This is a genomic window from Gordonia alkaliphila, from assembly GCF_023017165.1.
GTDB classification, from domain to species: Bacteria; Actinomycetota; Actinomycetes; order Mycobacteriales; family Mycobacteriaceae; genus Gordonia; species Gordonia alkaliphila.
Window position 1 is genome coordinate 1166247 of sequence record NZ_JALKBW010000001.1, and the last position, 16897, is coordinate 1183143.

Consider the following 16897-nt stretch of genomic DNA (forward strand, 5'->3'; position numbering starts at 1 on the left):
GGTCGCTCAGACGCGCTCGATGATGGTCGCGACACCCATGCCGCCGCCGATGCACAGGGTCACCAGGCCGTAGCGACCGCCGGTGCGCTCCAGCTCGTCCAGGCAGGTGCCCAGGATCATCGCGCCGGTGGCACCCAGCGGGTGGCCGAGGGCGATGGCGCCGCCGTTGACGTTGACCTTCTCGTGGGGGATGTTGAGGTCCTTCTCCCACTTCATGACGACCGACGCGAACGCCTCGTTCAGCTCGAAGAGGTCGATGTCGTCGACGGTCAGACCGGCCTTCTCCAGCACCTTCTCGGTGGCCGGGGTGGGACCGGTGAGCATGATCGACGGCTCAGAGCCGACCTCGGCGTAGGCCACGATGCGGCCGCGCGGGGTGAGACCGTTGCGCTTGCCGGCGTCTTCCGAGCCGATGAGCACCAGGGCGGCGCCGTCGACGATGCCGGAGCTGTTGCCACCGGTGTGGACGTGGTTGACCTTCTCCACGTTCGGGTACTTCTGCATCACGACGTCGTCGAAACCGACCATGTCGGCCAGCGCCTGGAAGGCGGGCTTGAGCTTGCCGAGGCTTTCCGCGGTGGTGCCCGGACGCATGTGCTCGTCCTTGTCCAGCAGGGTCACGCCGTTGATGTCCTTGACCGGGACGATCGACTTCTCGAAGCGGTTCTCCTGCCATGCGACATCGGCACGACGCTGCGACTCGGCGGCGAAGTTGTCGATGTCCTCACGCGAGAAGCCCTCGATGGTGGCGATCAGGTCGGCACCGATGCCCTGCGGGGCGATGTAGTTGTCGTACGCGGTGGCGGGGTCCATGAACAGAGCGCCGCCGTCGCTGCCCATCGGCACGCGTGACATCGACTCGACACCGCCGGCCAGCACCAGGTCGTCGAAGCCCGAGGCGACCTTGGCCGCAGCCAGGTTGCAGGCTTCCAGACCGGAGGCGCAGAAGCGGTTGATCTGGGTGCCGGGGACGCTCTCGCCCAGGCCCGAGTTGAGAGCAGCGGTACGCGAGATCACGGCGCCCTGCTCACCGACCGGCGAGACCACGCCGAGCACGACGTCGTCGACGGCTTTCGGATCCAGGTCGGGGTGACGCTCCAGCATCGAATCGATCAGACCGGAGATGAGGTCGATCGGCTTGACGCTGTGCAGCGCTCCGCCGCGCTGCTTGCCACGAGGCGTACGCACCGCGTCGTAGATGAATGCTTGGTCAGGCACAAGAGTTCCTTTCACACGAACCTAGATGGTTGCCCCCAGGCTAACCCTCAATAACGTTTTTGGCTATAGGCACAGGTACATCCGTGTTAATTCCAAGCGAATTGGGCTATGGTCGGTTCACCATGCCGAGCTCGAAAGCACCCCGACGCACCCGCGCGATCGACCGCCGCGAGCAGCTCTGCGCTGCCGCAACGGTGCTGTTCACCGAGCGTGGCTACCCGCATGTGTCGGTCTCGGACGTGGCCGCGCGAGCCGGTGTCAGCACCCCCACTGTGTACCGGCACTTCGCCGACAAACAGGCCCTGCTGTTCGCTGCGACCCAGGGCGGCGTCGACTCCTTCGAGGCCTACACCGAGTCCGCGCTGGCCGCCGAGGCCGCGCGCGATCACCCGGACCCCGCGCACGCGGTGGTCACCGCCGCGACCCGGCTGAGCATGGCCGATCCCGGTGCGCACACGCTGTGGCGCTGGTCCGGGCAGCACCTGTCCGACGAGCAGAATCGCGAGGTGGTTCGCCGGACCCGCCGCGTGCTGCGCCGCTGGGCCGCCGCCCTCGCGGAGAGCCGTCCGGCGCTATCCGAACGCGAGTCCATGTACCTGGCCGGCGCCGTGCTGTCGGTGGCCGGCAGCCGCATCGGCCGGGAGGCGAAGGCCAACGCCCCGCTCGTGGAATCGACTATGCGCCAACTGATCTGGCGCCTCCTCGACCTGCAGCCCGCACTCGCGCCGCCGCTGCCGGATCCGGTCGTCGGGCTGCCCGGCGAAGGCGGCCGACGCGACGAGATCCTCGACGCCGCGGCACGACTGTTCGCCGAGCGCGGCTACCCCGGCACCGGCATGGACCACATCGGCGCCGCCGTCGGCATCACCGGACCCAGCGTCTACAAGCACTTCCCGGCCAAGGAAGCGATCCTGGTGGCCATCGGTCGACGCAGCGCCATGCGCTTGGAGGCGGGCGCCATGGCCGCGGGCTTCATCACCTCGAATCCGGCCGAGCTGCTGGACCTCCTGGTGGATTCCTACGTGCAGACCATCACCACCTCCCCGGACCTGCAGGTGGCACTGAGCAGCGGCTACGTCCTCGCCGGCACCCCGGATGCGGCCGAACTCGTGACCATGGAACGCGGCTATGTGGCGCGCTGGATCGACCTGTGGTCGGCCGCCCACCCCGACGCGGACCGCACCGTCGCCACGCTGACCATCCACGCCGCGCTGGCCATCGTGCTCGACGCCGTCCGCATGCCGCGCAGCACCCCGCGGCCCGAGTTCGCCGCGCGCATGGCCTACCTCGTGAAAGGCTTACTCGCGTGAAGTACCGCCGCGACGAGATGATCGAGAAGCTCCGACTCGACCCGTCGTTCGGCGAAAAGCTTTGGGGCGCCTTCGGTTTCACCCACTCCCCAGACGGTGAGGCGAGCTTCACCGAGGAGGATCTGGCCGCCCTCGCCGTCTTCGTCGGTTCGGACGGCGAGATGGATCCGGCCGCGCAGCTGGCCGCGGCCCGCGTGATCGGCCAATCCACCGCACGGCTCGCCGAATGGCAGGCCGATCAGATCCACGCGCTCGCCGCCAATCCCAACGTCCCGCAGACCACCGACGAGCTCGCCGCGGCCGTGGCGCACGTATTGGAGCTGGTCTGGCGCCGTCACCTGGACAACTTTCTCGCGTATCAGGACGAGGCGGCCGCCGACTCTCCCGACGCCGAGGGCGTCGAGCTGATCATCGGCTTCGCCGACATCGTCGGCTATACCGCCCTGTCCCGCCGCCTCGGGCTCCACGAACTCGCCGCGCTGCTGGACACCTTCGAATCCGGCGCGTACACGGTGATCAACCGGCACGGCGGCCAGATCATCAAAGCCATCGGCGACGCCGTGATGTTCACCGCGCCCACCCCGTCCGCGGCCGCGGCGATGGCCCTCGAACTGCACGATCTCGGCGAGGACGACGACCTGCTCAAACTCCGGGTGGGACTGGCGGCGGGCACCGCGCTGACCCGCCTCGGCGACGTCTTCGGCGAGCCGGTGAACATCGCCGCCCGGCTGGCGAGCAGCGCACACGAGGGCAAGACGCTGATCGACGAGCATCTCGCCGAGGCCCTGGCCGAGGATCGGTCGCTGTACCTGCGGAATGTCAGCGCACTGTCGGTGCGCGGCTATCGACGCCTGCGGGCCACGTCGCTGGCGCGGAACCGCCGGTCGTCGTAGACCGCGGATAAAACGGCGATAAAAAGGGCTCTCCTGACTGATCTGTGGGTCATTTGCGGCCTGGAAGCACGGGCCGGTGACCGCCGAGACTGAGCATGGCCATGGCGATGAGGGCTTCGGCGGACTTGAAGCCGTAGGCCATCCGGGTGATCAGTCGGATCTTGGTGTTGGTCGACTCGATCAGGCCGTTGGATAGTCGATGCTCGATCGCGGCGAGGATCCGGTCGCGGTGTTTGGCGATGCGTTTTTGGAGTTTCACGAACGCGGGGATCCGGCAGCGACGAGCCCAACTGATCCAGCGGTCCAGGGCTTCAGCGGCCGCGTCATGGGGCAGCGCAAATACCACCCGCAGACCTTCCTTGAGCAGGTAGGCGCGATGCAGCCTCGGGTCGGTCCTGGCGATCCAGGCGAGCTTGGCCTGCTGATTGGCGGTGAGGTTCTCGGGGTTCTTCCACAGCGAGTACCGGGCGCCTTTGAGTGCCTTGGCACGGTCGCTGGCCGGCCTAGGGCGTGTCTGACAATTCTTTCGACCAGGCGATCACGGCGTTGAGGACGACTGCTGCGCGGTAGTTGACGGCGTGCTTGTCGTAACGGGTGGCCAGTCCGCGCCACTGCTTGGTGTGGCAGTAGCGGCGTTCGATGACGCTGCGGTTCTTGTAGTCGGCGACATCGAGCGCGACAGGTCTGCCGCCGCGGGAACCGCGCCGCTTGCGGTGGCCCTTCTGATCGTCGGGCTCGGGGATGACGGCCTTGATTCCGCGCGCTCGCAGGTGGGCCCGGATCGCCCGCGACGAGTAAGCCTTGTCGCCGCGGACCGCGTCCGGACGGGTGCGTGGCCGGCCTCGTTCGCGGCCGACCCGCAGCTGGCTCATCAGCGGCAGGAACATCGGCGAGTCACCGGCCTGGCCAGCGGTGAGCAAGGTGACCAGTGGCAGTCCGTTGCCGTCGACGAGCTGGTGAATCTTCGTCGAGAGCCCGCCGCGGGAGCGGCCGACGGCGTGGTCAGGCGGCTCGATCCCCGGATTCGTGTAATTCGATCCAGCCCCCTGTGAGGCGCGTGGTGTTCGTGGCGTGCTGATGGGCGCGAGCGATGGTCGAGTCCACCGACAGCGACCAATCCACCAGTCCCGCAGCATCAGCGGCGGCAGTGAGCTTCGCGTGGACCTGATCCCAGGTGCCCGCCTTCGCCATCCGGTGATGCCACGTCCACACCGTCTGCCACGGCCCGAACACCTCCGGCAGATCACGCCAGGCGATACCGCACCGATACCGGTAGACGATCGCTTCGACCATCGTCCGGGCATCGGAGAACGGACGCCCCTTACGGCCCGTCCGCTTCGGCAGCATGCCCTCGATCAACGACCACTGAGCATCCGAGAGCACCTGAAACCGCGACATGAACCCAGCTTCTCAGATCCCACCCCGCCGATTTGTCAGACACGCCCTAGGTGGGGCGTCGGACCGTGGGCGTCCACGGCCCCGTTTCGGCTCGGCCCGGGCCTGTTTACGGGCATCGTTCCACCCCTGGCGGCGGACCTCATCGAGGGCGTCAGTGGCCCAGGCGACGATGTGGAACGGATCGGCCACCCGCACTGCGGCCGGACACCGATCAGTCACGACGGTGTCGATGAAGTCGGCCCCATCGGCGCTGACGTGGGTGATCAGCGCGCACCGCTGCTCACCGAGCAGGTCGAAGAACTCATGCACGGTGGCGCTGGTACGCCCCGGAGCGGCCCACACCAGCCGACGCCGGTCGTGATCGACGACGACCATGAGGTACTTGTGGCCCTTCTTGTAGCTGATCTCGTCGATCCCGATACGCCGCAGCCCATCGAACCGGTCGTGCTGGGCGTCGATGTCCTCCCAGACGCGGTCGATGATCGATCCGACGGTGCGCCAGGCGATGCGCATCAACTCAGTCACTGTGGACTTCGAGGCCTGGGTCGCCAACCACGCGACCTGATCGTCGAAGGCATAGGTGTGGCCCGCGTCATGGCGGGCCCACGGCACCGCGGCGACCACCACCCCATGCTCGCGGCACCGCACCCGAGGCGTATCGGCCTCGAGCTCGGCACGAATCGTGCCCAGGTCCAGCGCCCGCCAGCGCCGCCGCCCCGGCCCGCCATCATATTGGGGACTGCGCCGCCGGCACCTCCCGCACCGGCCACGTTGGCGCGCGACGGGCCGCACATGGGCCACCAGCACCTGCGCGTCCTCGTCGAATACGACCCGCTCCAGCACGGTCTTCTCGATTCCGAGCAGATTCCGCCATAAGCTGACATCACGCACGCCGTTCTCCTGACCACAGGTTTCTGTTTCCTCGACAGTTCAGAACCTATGCAGGACAACGGCGTGCGCCTACTCAGACGCGCTCACCCCACCCACACATGTGTCAGGAGAGCCATAAAAAGGAAGGCGCGCACCGCGGTCGGACGATTACCCTCGAACAGATGACACCCGCGATCGCTGTCGAGGCCGTCGATCTCGTCAAGAAATTCGGTGATTTCACCGCCGTCGACGGCGTCAGTTTCTCGGTGCCCGCCGGTACCGTCCTCGGTGTGCTGGGCCCGAACGGCGCGGGCAAGACCACGGTGGTCCGCATGATGACCACGCTCTCGGTGCCCACCTCGGGCACCGCCCGCGTCAACGGTTTCGACGTGCACGAGCAGCCGGACATGGTGCGCCGCAGCATGGGCCTGACCGGCCAGGCCGCCACCGTCGACGAACTGCTCACCGGCCGGGAGAACCTCGCCATGATCGGCGGGCTGTACGGCATCGCGCGCCGCCCGCTGCGCGCCCGGTCCGACGAACTGCTGGCCCAGTTCTCGCTCACCGACGCCGGCGACAAGGTGGTCCGCGACTACTCCGGCGGCATGCGACGACGCCTCGACCTGGCCGTCAGCCTGCTGACCGCACCGCCCGTGCTCTTCCTCGACGAGCCCACCACCGGCCTCGACCCGCACAGCCGCAACGAGCTGTGGGACGTGCTGCGCGAACTGGTCGCCCGCGGCACCACCCTGGTGCTGACCACGCAGTATCTGGAGGAGGCCGACCAACTCGCCGACCGGATCGTGGTAATCGACAAGGGCAAGATCATCGCCGAGGGCACGCCGCTGCAGCTGAAGGACCAGGCCGGTTCGGCCAGCGTGGTGGCCACCCTGACCCATGCGCACCAGATCGGACCGGCCCGCGAGGCCCTCGCGGTGACCGCGACGGAGATCTTCGTCGACGAAGGTGCCCGCAGCCTGACCCTCCCGGCCGGCGGCCTGGCCGACCTGACCCGGGTGGCGCAACTGCTGCACTCCGGCGGCTTCGAGGTGGACGACCTCAGCCTGTCCCGACCGAGCCTGGACGACGTCTTCCTGTCGCTGACCGGCCGTCGCACCACCCCCACCGACGGTGAGGAGACCCCGTGAGCACCTCCACTGCAATGACCTCCGCCCCGAGCACCACCTCGTCGACGTTGTGGCAACAAGTGGCGATCATGGTGCGCCGCAGCATGATCCACACCAAACGCATGCCGGAGATGCTCTCCGACGTCACCATCCAGCCGATCATGTTCGTGGTGCTGTTCGCCTTCGTCTTCGGACCGGCGATGCCGATGCCCGACGGCGGCAGCTACACGTCGTACCTGCTGCCGGGCATCATGGGGCAGACCATCGCGTTCACCGGTTTCATCGTCGCCACCGGCATCACCGCCGACGTGGAGAAGGGCATCGTCGACCGGTTCCGCTCGCTGCCGATCAACCGCATCTCGTATCTGCTCGGACGGTCGATCGCGAGCCTGCTGCACTCGTCCATCGGCATCGTGGTGATGGCGTTGACCGGTCTGGCGATCGGTTGGCGCATCCACACCGGCCCGGCCGAGGCCGTGCTCGGCTTCGTGATGCTGTTGGTCTTCGGTTTCGCGATGATCTGGTTCGGCGTCCTGATCGGCTCGTGGCTGCGGTCGGTGGAGGCGGTGAACGGCTTCATGTTCAGCACCATGTTCCCGCTGACGTTCCTGTCCAACGCCTTCGTCCCGACCGCACCGATGAGCCCCTGGCTGCGGACCATCGCCGAGTGGAACCCGATGTCGTCGCTGGTCCAAGCCATGCGACAGCTCTGGGGCAACGGCCCGCACGCGGGCCCGGACGCCGCGCTCCCCCTGCAGCATCCGGTGCTGGCCACCCTGATCTGGTCGGCCGGCCTCACCGCGATCTTCGCGCCCCTCGCCCTCCGCGCCTTCAACCGGCGCACCGCCGACTGACCGGCGCGAGACCGCCGCTCAGGCGGTGTGGGTCAGCGCTTCCAGCGGGTCGGCGTAGATCGCGTCGAGCGACGCGGCACCGGCCGCCTTCTGCTGCACCGTGATCGCCGACCGGGCGACGCGGACGTCGCGGTTGGTGACCACCGACGTGGCCCGCAGCGCCTTGGACACCAGCGGCAACGCCTCCGGGTAGTCGGTGAAGGCCTGCCCGCCGAGGATCACGTGGTCGGGATTGAAGATGTCCGACATCAGGGCGACGGTGCGGCCGAGCACCTCGGCGCGCTCGGCGAGGATGCCGTGCGCCACGTCGTCCCCGGTCCGGGCCGCATTGCGGAGGTCTTCCAGGGTCTCGACGTTCAGCCCGGCTGCCGCGGCCGCGCGCAGCACGCCCGAGTCGCTCACCGCGGCCTCAAGCTGACCGGTCTTGTCCGGATCCAACAGGGTGGTCTCGCCGGTCGGGAAGTGCCCGATGGTGGGCGGCCCGGCGGCCGGGGTGTGCACGGTGCCGTCGACGCTGAACGCGATGCCAGCCATTTCGCGAGCGTAGAAGTACAGGAAGTTCTGGCTGGTCTCGGCCGGGTTGACCACCAGCTCCGCGGCGGCCATGGCTGCCACGTGCGAGGCCACCGAGACCGGCAGACCCAGCGATTCGGCCACCAGCTCGCCTACCCGCACCCCCGACCAGCCCAGACGCGGATGGTCGACGACGCCCTTCTCGTCCACCTTGCCGCCGATGGCGACGCCGCCCCAGAGCAGGCGCTTGCCCACCCAGCGGTCGGCGAATCGGCGGGCGCTGTAGCCGATGGCGGTGACCACCTCGTCGGGCGTCGCGGCCTGCGGGGTGGCGATGTTCACCGCGCCCACCACGCGATGCTGGAGGTCGTGGGTAGTGATCGCGGTGGTGCGGTAGCCGATGTGGATGCCGACGGTGAGGAAGTCGCCGGTGTTGATCTCGAACGGCACGCGCGGACGTCCGACGGCGCCCGGCGGGGTCAGATCGGCGCGCTCGCGAATCAGTCCGGCCTTGAGCAGCGCGCTCACCTGGCGGTTCACCGTCGAGATGGAGAGCCCGGTGGCGGCAGCGGCGTCATCCCGGAAGACGGGACCGGAGACGCGGGCGGTGCGGAGCACCAGTGCGGCGGCCTTGGTGGACAGCTGCAGGCTGGCCACTCCCGCATACGGGGCGGTCACACGCGCCGCGCGTCGTCGTCGTGCTTGTTGCGCATAAGCCGATCCCTGGGCAGAACGAATGGAAGTGGCGACCCGGCGGTCGAGGGTGGAAGTCATGGAAGTTCGGTGTCCTTGGTGCCTGAGTGCGCAGGCCGAGAAACGGCGGATGCGCACATCGATGAATGCCCCGCGATGAGCGGGATGGAAGCTGGGTCAGCGCATTCGGCAACAACAAAGGACACGAGCAAGCGGCAGGCGGCAGCCCAAAGCGGTGGTCACGTAAGTGACCTCCGGGGCGACGGCGAGCTTGCTGGTCATGTCGGTCAAACTAGCAAGCCCGGACGCCTTCGGCAATACCTGAGTGACGAATGTCAAGTCATTCGAGCACGAAGACCGGAATCTGTCGGTCGGTCTTCTGCTGGTATTCGGCGTACGGCGGGAAGGCTGCGACGGCCAACTTCCACCAGTGCGCGCGCTCGTCGCCGGACACCTCGCGCGCCGTCATCGCGATCGGCGAATCCCCGTCCTGCACAAGCACTTCCGGGTGCGCCTTCACGTTGAAGTACCAGGACGGGTGCTCGGGAGCGCCGCCCTTGGAGGCGACCATGGCGTATTTGCCGCCCTCTTCAACACGCATCAGCGGCACGTACCGCTGCTTGCCCGACTTAGCTCCCGTCGTGGTGAACAGGACCACCTTCATCCCGTTCAGACCGACCGAGTCCGTGGTCCCGGTGTCGAGGATCTTCTGCGTCTGGTCGCGTACCCAGTCGACGGGGCTCAGTTCCGGTGTTTCGCTCATTGTTCGATCGTAGGCGGGCCGGAGGTCAGACTTTCCGCGATCCACCCAGGTCAATCTTGTTGCCGTACGCGACGAACGCGTCGGATCCACCCGAACGTTTCTCGAGGGTCCATCGCGGAGACCCGCCCTCCCCGATGACCGCCAGGTCGGGGTACGACGTCGCCGGCAACAGCGCCAGCCGTGTGCCATCGGTACCGAGGAAACGGATCTCGTCTTCCCCGTAGAGGAGGAAGTTACTGCCTGTGCCGGAGTAGCACCGTCCCCAGGCCTTCACCGATTTAACGTGACCGTGATGGCAACATCGTTTGGGCGCCTCGGGGAACCGAGGAGACTTTCCGCCCAGATGTGATGATCACGCAGAGAGTCAATGGAAAAGAAGCGATCATCATGGTGCTTGACTTGAAGACGGGGAAGGCTAGAATCTCCAAAGCCTGGCGTGAGGGTCTGCAAGCGCTTTTCTATGGACAGGACGGATCAGGGGGCCCCATGGATGCGCCCATCCAACCGATTCGGCCCACCAATCCCAAGAGATTCAGTGCTGGCGTCGTAACGTTCGAAGAAGGAGGTTTACCGTGGGATTGACCGCAGCAGAGTGGAACCAGGTATCCGAGGCTGGAGTAGAACTGCTCGGTGATGGCTGGACCCGGATCGGCAAGGGCAGGAAGCTCCAGGTTCTGCGTGTTCCCGTGGGCTGGTGGGCGCAGTGCATCTACTACGAGAACTCAAGTATTGGTGCCTTCGTGGGCTGGGGGTCTCTCCTCGCTAAGCCCATGCCGAATTCGGAACTTGGCGACCGTGGGCATTCTTTCGACTCTATTCGCGCTACGCTCCGCTCCGAGGCTGACTGGGAGCATTACCGCTCCATGATTGATGTGGGGGATCCGGTCGCTCTGGCGAACTTCGCAAGATTTGTGGAGGAGGACAGGTTTGCGCCCTCCCGTGACCTGGATCTACGGGTCCGCACAGCTGAGGAATTGTTCCGGGGCTGGCAGGAGCGGTGGGAGCATCATCCGTACTACTCCATCACGCGGCAACTGTATGTGATGCCTCGCGTTCTGACCGGGGCACGGCCGCTTGCGGAGCTGGTAGAGGAAGTTCGTTGGGTTGTCGAGGACGACGCGCTCGCGAACGGGAACAGTAAGAGTGCGGAATTCTATCCGGAGTTGTTGACGACTCTGGAGGAAGCAGACAGGCCTGCGATGGAGGAGCTTCTGCTGCGTATGCGGCGAGAGAATCTTGCCGAACTCGGTGTGCCTGATGAGTTCATTTCTGATGTGGCTGTTCCCGAACCGAAGGTGCCGTGGTGAGTACATATGGATTGGCGATCGTTGCTGACGTGAGCAGTGTCGAGGCCGGTGAGAAGCTGGGCGCGCATATCGAGCAGTGGTTTGCCGACACTGCCGGCGGGGGTGACATCGACTACTACGTCGAGGCGCACGGTACGGGTGCGCGGTTGGAGATCAACGCCCCGGGGATCGTGGTCGGCTTTGATGAGGACAAACTGTTCACTGACGCCCCCGCCGGCCGGGCGGTGATCTGTGAAGACGGCGACGAGTACGGCGTTGTGTTTCAGGTGTGGCGCCTGGATCCAGCGGGGAGTTCGTGTGTGTATCGGGCGTATGTGCAGGACCCGGAGGAGGAGTCGGAACCGGCGACTGCCGCCCGGGTGATCACCGGTGCACAAGCTGCCGCGGTCGCTGCCGAGTTGTACGGGATCGATCCGCAGGGTTTGCTCGCGCTGGAAGATGACCCGTCACCTGTCGTTCAGGGGTTGGGTCTGATCGGTAGCCCGTTCATGCCGTGGCTTTCCCTCTTCGGATTGGGCTGGCCCAAACCCTAGCCTCGGGCTTTCATCGATGAACTCGCCGGGCGTGCTGATTTCCTGAAGACGGGCGCCCTGACCTGCAATAATGTTTGCTACCACAGGGCAATTACGACCAGGGCGAGGAGCACCATTCTGGTGGAGGCTTCTGCCGTGTTCTACCCACAGATTCAGGCCACCGCCGGCGGCGGGAGCGTCACCAACGGCGGCACAGTCCTGGCCACCCGCACCGCCGAAATCTTCGGACTGGCCGACAGACTGCGGACGCCGAACGTCAACCTTCGCCACCAACGCCCATCCGCGCTGCCCGGATTGCCAGACGGCGGGTGAACTGCGTGATCACACCGACCGTGTCCTGACCGATGCACCGATCAGTGGTCACCCTGTCATCCTGCACGTCGCGGTTCCCCGGTTCGCGCGCCGCACCAGCGACTGCAGTGCGCCCATCGGCACAGAATAGCGACACGACAGTCGGTCCCCGTTGAACACCGCGGTCAGCGGAAGGTCGCCATCCCGACGTCGGTGGCCGACAGGTGAGCGTGTTCGTTCATCGAGACGACGGTGATGCCGCGGCGTCCGACGAGCAGCTTGGTGTACGACGCGTTGACCATGGCGCGGGCCAGCGTGGGCCACGACTGTGCGGGCACGCCCCAGAGCCGAGCGATCAGCGCGGTGATGGTGCCGGCCGACGAGACGGCGAGCACGGTCTGCCCGGATCCGGCCAGTTCCACCGCGCGATCGGCGGCGGCGCTGGTGCGCTCGACGTACTGGGCGTACGTCTCGTCGGAGTCGGCCGCGCCCGCGGTCCAGCGGAGCAGCGCGGCGTCGAGCACCTGCTGGTAGGCCGCCGGCGATCCGTACAGGTCCGGCGTCGGTCCGCCCGGCAGCGCCGGGATCACGTACTCGTCCCAGCCCGCATCCACGGTGGGCTCGGGCAGGGTTCCGTCGTGCACGCCGCCGAACGCGGCCAGCACGGCGTCGCGGGTGGCGACCTGGCGGGGCAGCCCGCCGCTCACCGCCGCGGTGAACGCCGGCACCTGCCGGGCCAGTTCCCGCCCGGTGGCCGCGGCCTGCTCGAAGCCAAGGTCGGTGAGCCCGGGCGCGTCCGCCGGGACGGGCGCGGTGGAGTACGCGTGCATCGGCGCCTGACCGTGCCGCACCAGGTAGATGACTCCCACGGATCAGGCCCGGTGCAGGTTGGTGCCGGGGCGCGACAGCACGGCCTGCGGCAGCACCGCGTAGCGACCGAGCTGCGTGACCGCGTGGGCGATGGTCGCGACGTCGGCGCCGGTGATCATCTCCTCGGCCGGAATCGCGCCCTCGCCCTTGGTCCATTCGGACATGTCGGTGTCGACATAGCCGGGGCAGATCGCCGTGGCCGAGACGCCGCGCATCGACTCCTCCAGGTTGAAGGTCTCGCACATCGAGACCAACGCGGCCTTGGTGGACCCGTAAGCGGTCAGATTCGGCTCGGGGTAGACGCCGGTGATCGACGAGATGGCGATTACCTTGGCCGCACCGTCGTCGCCGGCGGTGGCCCGCAGCGTCGGCAGCATGCCCTGCAGCAGCAGGAAGGGCGCACGCAGATTCACCTGGTAGAGGCGGTCCAGGCGGCGGACCGGGAAGTCCTCCACCGCACCCATCACGCCCATGCCCGCGTTGATGACCAGCGCATCGCACCGGCCGAAGGCCGCGGTGTGTGCGGCGGTCAGGTCGGCGAGCGCAGCGTCGTCGGTCATGTCGGCGACGCACACCTCCACGCGGCCGCCGTGCGCCCGCAGCGCCTCGGCGCGTTCGTTGAGAGCGTCGAGTCCGCGCGCAGAGATCGTCAGATCCCAACCGTGTGCCGCCAGGCGCTCGGCGATGGCCGCGCCGATGCCGCGCGAGCCTCCGGTAATCAGGGCTGCTTTGCGAGAGGTCATTGCAGTGCTTTCAGTCCGGTGTCGATGAAGTGCGCGGTGGCCTCGGCGGCGCGTTCGGCGCCCTCGGCGCCCGACGATCCGCCCTGCAGGGCGCGGTGGGTGATGCCTTCGGCGATCACGCCGAGCTTGAGGTTGGCCAGACCCACGTAGAAGCCCCAGTCGCCGAGGTCGGCGCCGGAGATCTCGGCGTAGCGCTGCGCCATGGCCGCCGAATCGGGGTAGCGGTCACTGGTCCAGGCGGCCTCGAAGCCGAGGACCTGGGAGAAGACCGGCTCCCGGTAGACGCACATCAGCGCGACGTCGGTAAGCGGATCGCCGAGGGCGGCCATCTCCCAGTCGACGACGGCGGCGATGCGGCCCGGGTCGTCGGCGGCGACGATGGTGTTGTCGATGCGGAAGTCGCCGTGCACGATGGTCGACCGCGCCTGCGCCGGAACCCGCTCCGCCAACTGGCCGGCGAGACGTTCGACGTCGGGCAGCTCCCGGGTCTTCACGTGTCCCCACTGGCGCGTCCACAGCTTCACCTGGCGTGCGGCGAAGCCTTCCGGACGCCCGAAGTCGGCCAGGCCGACGGCCTGGTAGTCCACCTCGTGCAGATCGGCCAGGGTCCGGACCAGCGCGTCGAAGTTGGTCGCCACGTCGGTGTCGGACCAGGCGTCCAGATCCTCCGCGGACCGGATCACCTGGCCGTCGACGAACTCCACCACCGTGCAGGGGGCGCCGATGAACTCTCCGGTGCGGTCGATCGCGACGGGCGTGGCGACCGGCACCGCGGTACCCGAGAGTGCCGAGGTCACCGCCCATTCGCGTTCCATGTCGTGCGCCGACGGCGTGAGGCCGGCGAGCGGGGGCCGACGGGCCACCCAGCGTCGCTCGGCGTCGCCGACGATGTAGGTCAGATTGGAGCGACCGCCGCTGATCAGCTCGATCTGGAGGTCGCCGACCACGTCGATGCCGTTGGCCGCCAACAGCTTCCGCAGATCCGCGGACTTCAGTCCCGGATGATCAGACATTGCGCACGCCCGCCTCGCGGGCCTTGCTCGCACGGCCCACGGCCCGCTTGGCCAGTGCCCAACGGTGCACCTCGGAGGGTCCGTCGTAGATGCGGAACGGACGGACCTCGTTGGCCAGCCGTGCCAGCGGCAGGTCGTCGGACACACCCAGGCCGCCGCACATCTGCACGCAACGGTCCAGGATGCGCGAGAACGCCTCGGCACCATAGGTTTTGGCGATCGACGTGGAGTTCGAGGCATGCTCGCCCTGGTCCAGTTCCCAGCAGGCGTTGGTCAGCAGCGCGCGGGCCGCGGCCAGGTCGATCTCGTTGTCGGCCACCATCTGCTGGATCATGCCGAGATCACCAAGGCGGCCGCCGAAGCCCTCGCGGGTGCCGACGTAGTCGAGCGCGATGTCGTGAGCCCGCTCGGCCACACCCATCCAGCGCATCACGTGCGTCATGCGGGCCGGGCCGAGACGCACCTGCGCGTAGCGGTAGCCCTCGTCGGGCTCGCCGAGGACGTCCTCGTCGGGCACGAAGACGTCGGTGAAGGTCACCTCGCAGTGGCCGCCGATCATGCCGCGGTCGTAGGTGTGCACGTAGCGGCCCACCTCGATGCCGGGGGTGCCCGCAGGCGCGAGGAACATCGTCGCGCCGCCGCGGTCGCCGGGCTCGCCCTTGGTGCGCGCCATGATGATCCACATCCCGGCGCCGTCGGCACCGGTGATGAAGCGCTTCATGCCGTTGATCTTCCAGCCGCCGGGGACGCGAACCGCGTTGGTGCGCAGGGCGTTCGGGTCGGCGCCGGCGCCGGGTGCGGGCTCGGTCATCGCGAAGGCGCTGCGGATCTCGCCCGAGGCGAGCGGCGCCAGGTAGCGATCCTTCTGCGTCGGGCTGGCGACCTCGGCCAGCATGTGCACATTGCCCTCGTCCGGGGCGCCGAGGTGCAGGGCGACGGGGCCGAAAGTCGATCGGCCGGCCGCGGTAAAAACCGGCGAGCGGTCAGACATGTTCAGCCCCAGACCGCCGAACTCGACGGGTGCGTGCGGCGCGAAGATGCCGGCCTCCTTGGCCTGGGCATTCGGGTCGCGACGCAGATCGTCACCACCGGCCGCCACGATGTCGCCGGCGAACTTGTTCTCCAGCGGCAGCACGACGTCGTCGATGAAGGTACGGGTCCGCGCAACGAGGTCGGTCACCTCGGGGCTGTAGGACAGGTCGATGGTCATCTCAGCTCACTCACTCCCTACCGAACGATCGCTCGGTCACCCGTGACTGTACCCCACAAGATCGCGCGCCAACACCAGGTTCCGCTCGACGAGCTGTTCGGGCGTCTGCCAGCCGCCCGGTCGATACCAGGTGGAGACGCCGACACACATGGTCGACAGCGCGCGCGCGGCGTCGTGCGGAAACTCGGTGGTGAAGATTCCCGCGGCGACGCCGTCGTCCACCGCGTCGTCGACCATCCGCTGCTGTCGCGTCCGGTGCCCGATGTAGACCGCGCGGTACTCCGGATCCATGCTGCGCACCTCGGTGGAGCCGACGAAGGCCTGGGCGCGCCGGTACATATGGAAGCGCAGGAGCGACTCGACGAGAGCGTCGAACCGGGCCAGCGGCTCCGCGCCCGCCTCGGCCAGCGCGGCCTCGCTGCGGCCCAGCAGCTCCTCCATCGTCAGCTCCGAAAGACCTTGCAGCAGAGACTGTTTGGACGGGTAGTGGTGGTAGAGACCGGGCACCGAGAGCCCCGCACGGGAGGCGATGTCGCGCACCGTGGTGCCGTGATATCCGCTCTCCGCGAAGGCTTCCAGCGCCGCGGAGAGCGGTGCCGGCAGATCGGGCGGGCCATAGTCGCGCCAAGTGGTCATGGCAACGAACCTAACCCCAGGAGCAGGTGCACACATACGTCGACCAGCTGAGTGCGGTCCACCTGCACCTCGCCTTCGGTCCACGCTGCGAGCAATCGACCCAGGCCACCGACCTGAAAGTAGGCGGCCGCCGTGGTGACCGGACCCGGCGCCACCCCTACGGCCTCGACGGCCGAATCGCCGGTGAGAGCGACGAAGAGTCGGGTCGACTCGGCCCGCTTGCGCGACACCACCGGGCTGCGCACGGTGTCGGCGAAGAGGAGCCGCCCGACCCGTCGATCCGATTCGATCACCCCGACCACCGCGTCGACCGCGCCGCGCACCTTGTCCTTCGAATCGTCGCCCGCTGCGAAAGCCCCCAGCGCCTGCTCGGTGATCCGCGCGATCACCCCGTCGTAGGCGGCGGCCACCAGGTCGTCGATGCCGGGGAAGCTCTCGTAGAAGTAGCGCGGCGTCAGTTCCGCGCGGGCACAGACGCCGCGCACCGTGACCGTGCCGTCGTCGTCCTGCGCCAGCATGTCCAGCGCCGCCTCGATCAGGGCGGCACGACGGCGAGCCACGCGGGCGTCGCCGGCCTCCCCGCCGTAGGCGCGCAGCACGGGTTCGAATTCATTCGCCGACGACATCACCCGTCAATCTTGACACTCTTGACACT

At 67.8% G+C, this 16897-nt stretch carries 19 protein-coding genes and 2 pseudogenes; 8 read left to right on the top strand and 13 right to left on the bottom strand.

Annotated elements, in window-relative coordinates:
• Positions 1-6 precede the first annotated feature (6 nt).
• A complete protein-coding gene (locus tag MUG78_RS05130) occupies positions 7-1218 on the bottom strand; it encodes an acetyl-CoA C-acetyltransferase (RefSeq protein WP_246992817.1) in 1212 nt (403 codons plus the stop codon).
• Positions 1219-1340: 122 nt separating this feature from the next.
• Here MUG78_RS05130 and MUG78_RS05135 point away from each other — a divergent pair, with 122 nt between their 5' ends.
• Together MUG78_RS05135 and MUG78_RS05140 are read left to right on the top strand one after the other, a co-directional pair.
• Entirely contained in the window at positions 1341-2528 is a 1188-nt protein-coding gene (locus MUG78_RS05135) for a TetR/AcrR family transcriptional regulator (RefSeq protein ID WP_246992819.1), read from the top strand.
• Positions 2525-3421, top strand: coding sequence for an adenylate/guanylate cyclase domain-containing protein (locus MUG78_RS05140; protein WP_246992821.1), 897 nt, complete (start codon positions 2525-2527; stop codon positions 3419-3421). The genes MUG78_RS05135 and MUG78_RS05140 overlap by 4 nt, the downstream gene beginning before the upstream one ends.
• A gap of 49 nt (positions 3422-3470) precedes the next feature.
• On the opposite strand, the pseudogene MUG78_RS05145 reads toward MUG78_RS05140, so the two are convergent.
• The 4 genes and pseudogenes from MUG78_RS05145 to MUG78_RS05160 form a co-directional block, all read right to left on the bottom strand.
• Positions 3471-3920, bottom strand: a pseudogene (locus MUG78_RS05145) (ISL3 family transposase); the annotation flags it as partial.
• Between the two features lie 4 nt (positions 3921-3924).
• A complete protein-coding gene (locus MUG78_RS05150) occupies positions 3925-4539 on the bottom strand; it encodes an IS5 family transposase (RefSeq protein WP_246996842.1) in 615 nt (204 codons plus the stop codon).
• Positions 4424-4819 (bottom strand): IS5 family transposase, encoded by a 396-nt coding sequence (locus tag MUG78_RS05155; RefSeq protein WP_008382579.1) that lies wholly within the window; start codon positions 4817-4819, stop codon positions 4424-4426. The genes MUG78_RS05150 and MUG78_RS05155 overlap by 116 nt, the downstream gene beginning before the upstream one ends.
• A 69-nt stretch (positions 4820-4888) precedes the next feature.
• Positions 4889-5710 (bottom strand): annotated as a pseudogene (locus MUG78_RS05160) (transposase); the annotation flags it as partial.
• A gap of 161 nt (positions 5711-5871) precedes the next feature.
• Between MUG78_RS05160 and MUG78_RS05165 the strand changes: the two are divergent.
• Positions 5872-6837, top strand: coding sequence for an ATP-binding cassette domain-containing protein (locus MUG78_RS05165; RefSeq protein WP_246992823.1), 966 nt, complete (start codon positions 5872-5874; stop codon positions 6835-6837).
• Positions 6838-6851: 14 nt separating this feature from the next.
• Entirely contained in the window at positions 6852-7670 is an 819-nt protein-coding gene (locus MUG78_RS05170; RefSeq protein WP_246996844.1) for an ABC transporter permease, read from the top strand.
• 18 nt (positions 7671-7688) lie between these two features.
• Here the strand turns inward: MUG78_RS05170 and MUG78_RS05175 are convergent, their stop codons facing one another.
• Entirely contained in the window at positions 7689-8957 is a 1269-nt protein-coding gene (locus MUG78_RS05175) for an ROK family transcriptional regulator (protein WP_246992825.1), read from the bottom strand.
• A 259-nt stretch (positions 8958-9216) separates the two neighbouring features.
• Positions 9217-9639 (bottom strand): nitroreductase family deazaflavin-dependent oxidoreductase, encoded by a 423-nt coding sequence (locus MUG78_RS05180; RefSeq protein ID WP_246992827.1) that lies wholly within the window; start codon positions 9637-9639, stop codon positions 9217-9219.
• A 572-nt stretch (positions 9640-10211) separates the two neighbouring features.
• On the opposite strand from MUG78_RS05180, the gene MUG78_RS05185 reads away from it, so the two are divergent.
• The 4 genes from MUG78_RS05185 to MUG78_RS18250 all read left to right on the top strand — a co-directional run bounded on the left by MUG78_RS05185 (position 10212) and on the right by MUG78_RS18250 (position 11921).
• A complete protein-coding gene (locus tag MUG78_RS05185; RefSeq protein WP_246992829.1) occupies positions 10212-10946 on the top strand; it encodes a hypothetical protein in 735 nt (244 codons plus the stop codon).
• Between the two features lie 29 nt (positions 10947-10975).
• On the top strand, positions 10976-11479 hold the full coding sequence (locus tag MUG78_RS05190; RefSeq protein WP_246992831.1) for a hypothetical protein: 504 nt from the start codon (positions 10976-10978) through the stop codon (positions 11477-11479).
• 135 nt (positions 11480-11614) lie between these two features.
• Positions 11615-11791, top strand: coding sequence for a hypothetical protein (locus MUG78_RS18245; RefSeq protein WP_246997166.1), 177 nt, complete (start codon positions 11615-11617; stop codon positions 11789-11791).
• Position 11792: 1 nt separating this feature from the next.
• The gene (locus MUG78_RS18250) at positions 11793-11921 is read left to right on the top strand and encodes a hypothetical protein (protein WP_246996846.1); all 129 of its coding nucleotides are present in this window, start codon (positions 11793-11795) and stop codon (positions 11919-11921) included.
• A gap of 34 nt (positions 11922-11955) precedes the next feature.
• Here MUG78_RS18250 and MUG78_RS05205 read toward each other — a convergent pair whose 3' ends face one another.
• The 6 genes from MUG78_RS05205 to MUG78_RS05230 are packed head-to-tail and all read right to left on the bottom strand — an operon-like array spanning position 11956 to position 16868.
• Positions 11956-12639 carry a histidine phosphatase family protein gene (locus tag MUG78_RS05205; protein WP_246992832.1) on the bottom strand — a complete coding sequence of 228 codons (684 nt, stop codon included), beginning with the start codon at positions 12637-12639 and terminating at the stop codon, positions 11956-11958.
• A 3-nt stretch (positions 12640-12642) separates the two neighbouring features.
• Entirely contained in the window at positions 12643-13383 is a 741-nt protein-coding gene (locus MUG78_RS05210; RefSeq protein WP_246992834.1) for an SDR family NAD(P)-dependent oxidoreductase, read from the bottom strand.
• Positions 13380-14396, bottom strand: coding sequence for a phosphotransferase family protein (locus MUG78_RS05215; protein WP_246992836.1), 1017 nt, complete (start codon positions 14394-14396; stop codon positions 13380-13382). The genes MUG78_RS05210 and MUG78_RS05215 overlap by 4 nt, the downstream gene beginning before the upstream one ends.
• On the bottom strand, positions 14389-15606 hold the full coding sequence (locus MUG78_RS05220) for an acyl-CoA dehydrogenase family protein (RefSeq protein WP_246992837.1): 1218 nt from the start codon (positions 15604-15606) through the stop codon (positions 14389-14391). The genes MUG78_RS05215 and MUG78_RS05220 overlap by 8 nt, the downstream gene beginning before the upstream one ends.
• Before the next feature lie 36 nt (positions 15607-15642).
• On the bottom strand, positions 15643-16242 hold the full coding sequence (locus MUG78_RS05225; protein ID WP_246992838.1) for a TetR/AcrR family transcriptional regulator: 600 nt from the start codon (positions 16240-16242) through the stop codon (positions 15643-15645).
• A complete protein-coding gene (locus MUG78_RS05230; RefSeq protein WP_246992840.1) occupies positions 16239-16868 on the bottom strand; it encodes a TetR/AcrR family transcriptional regulator in 630 nt (209 codons plus the stop codon). The genes MUG78_RS05225 and MUG78_RS05230 overlap by 4 nt, the downstream gene beginning before the upstream one ends.
• Positions 16869-16897: the final 29 nt, after the last annotated feature.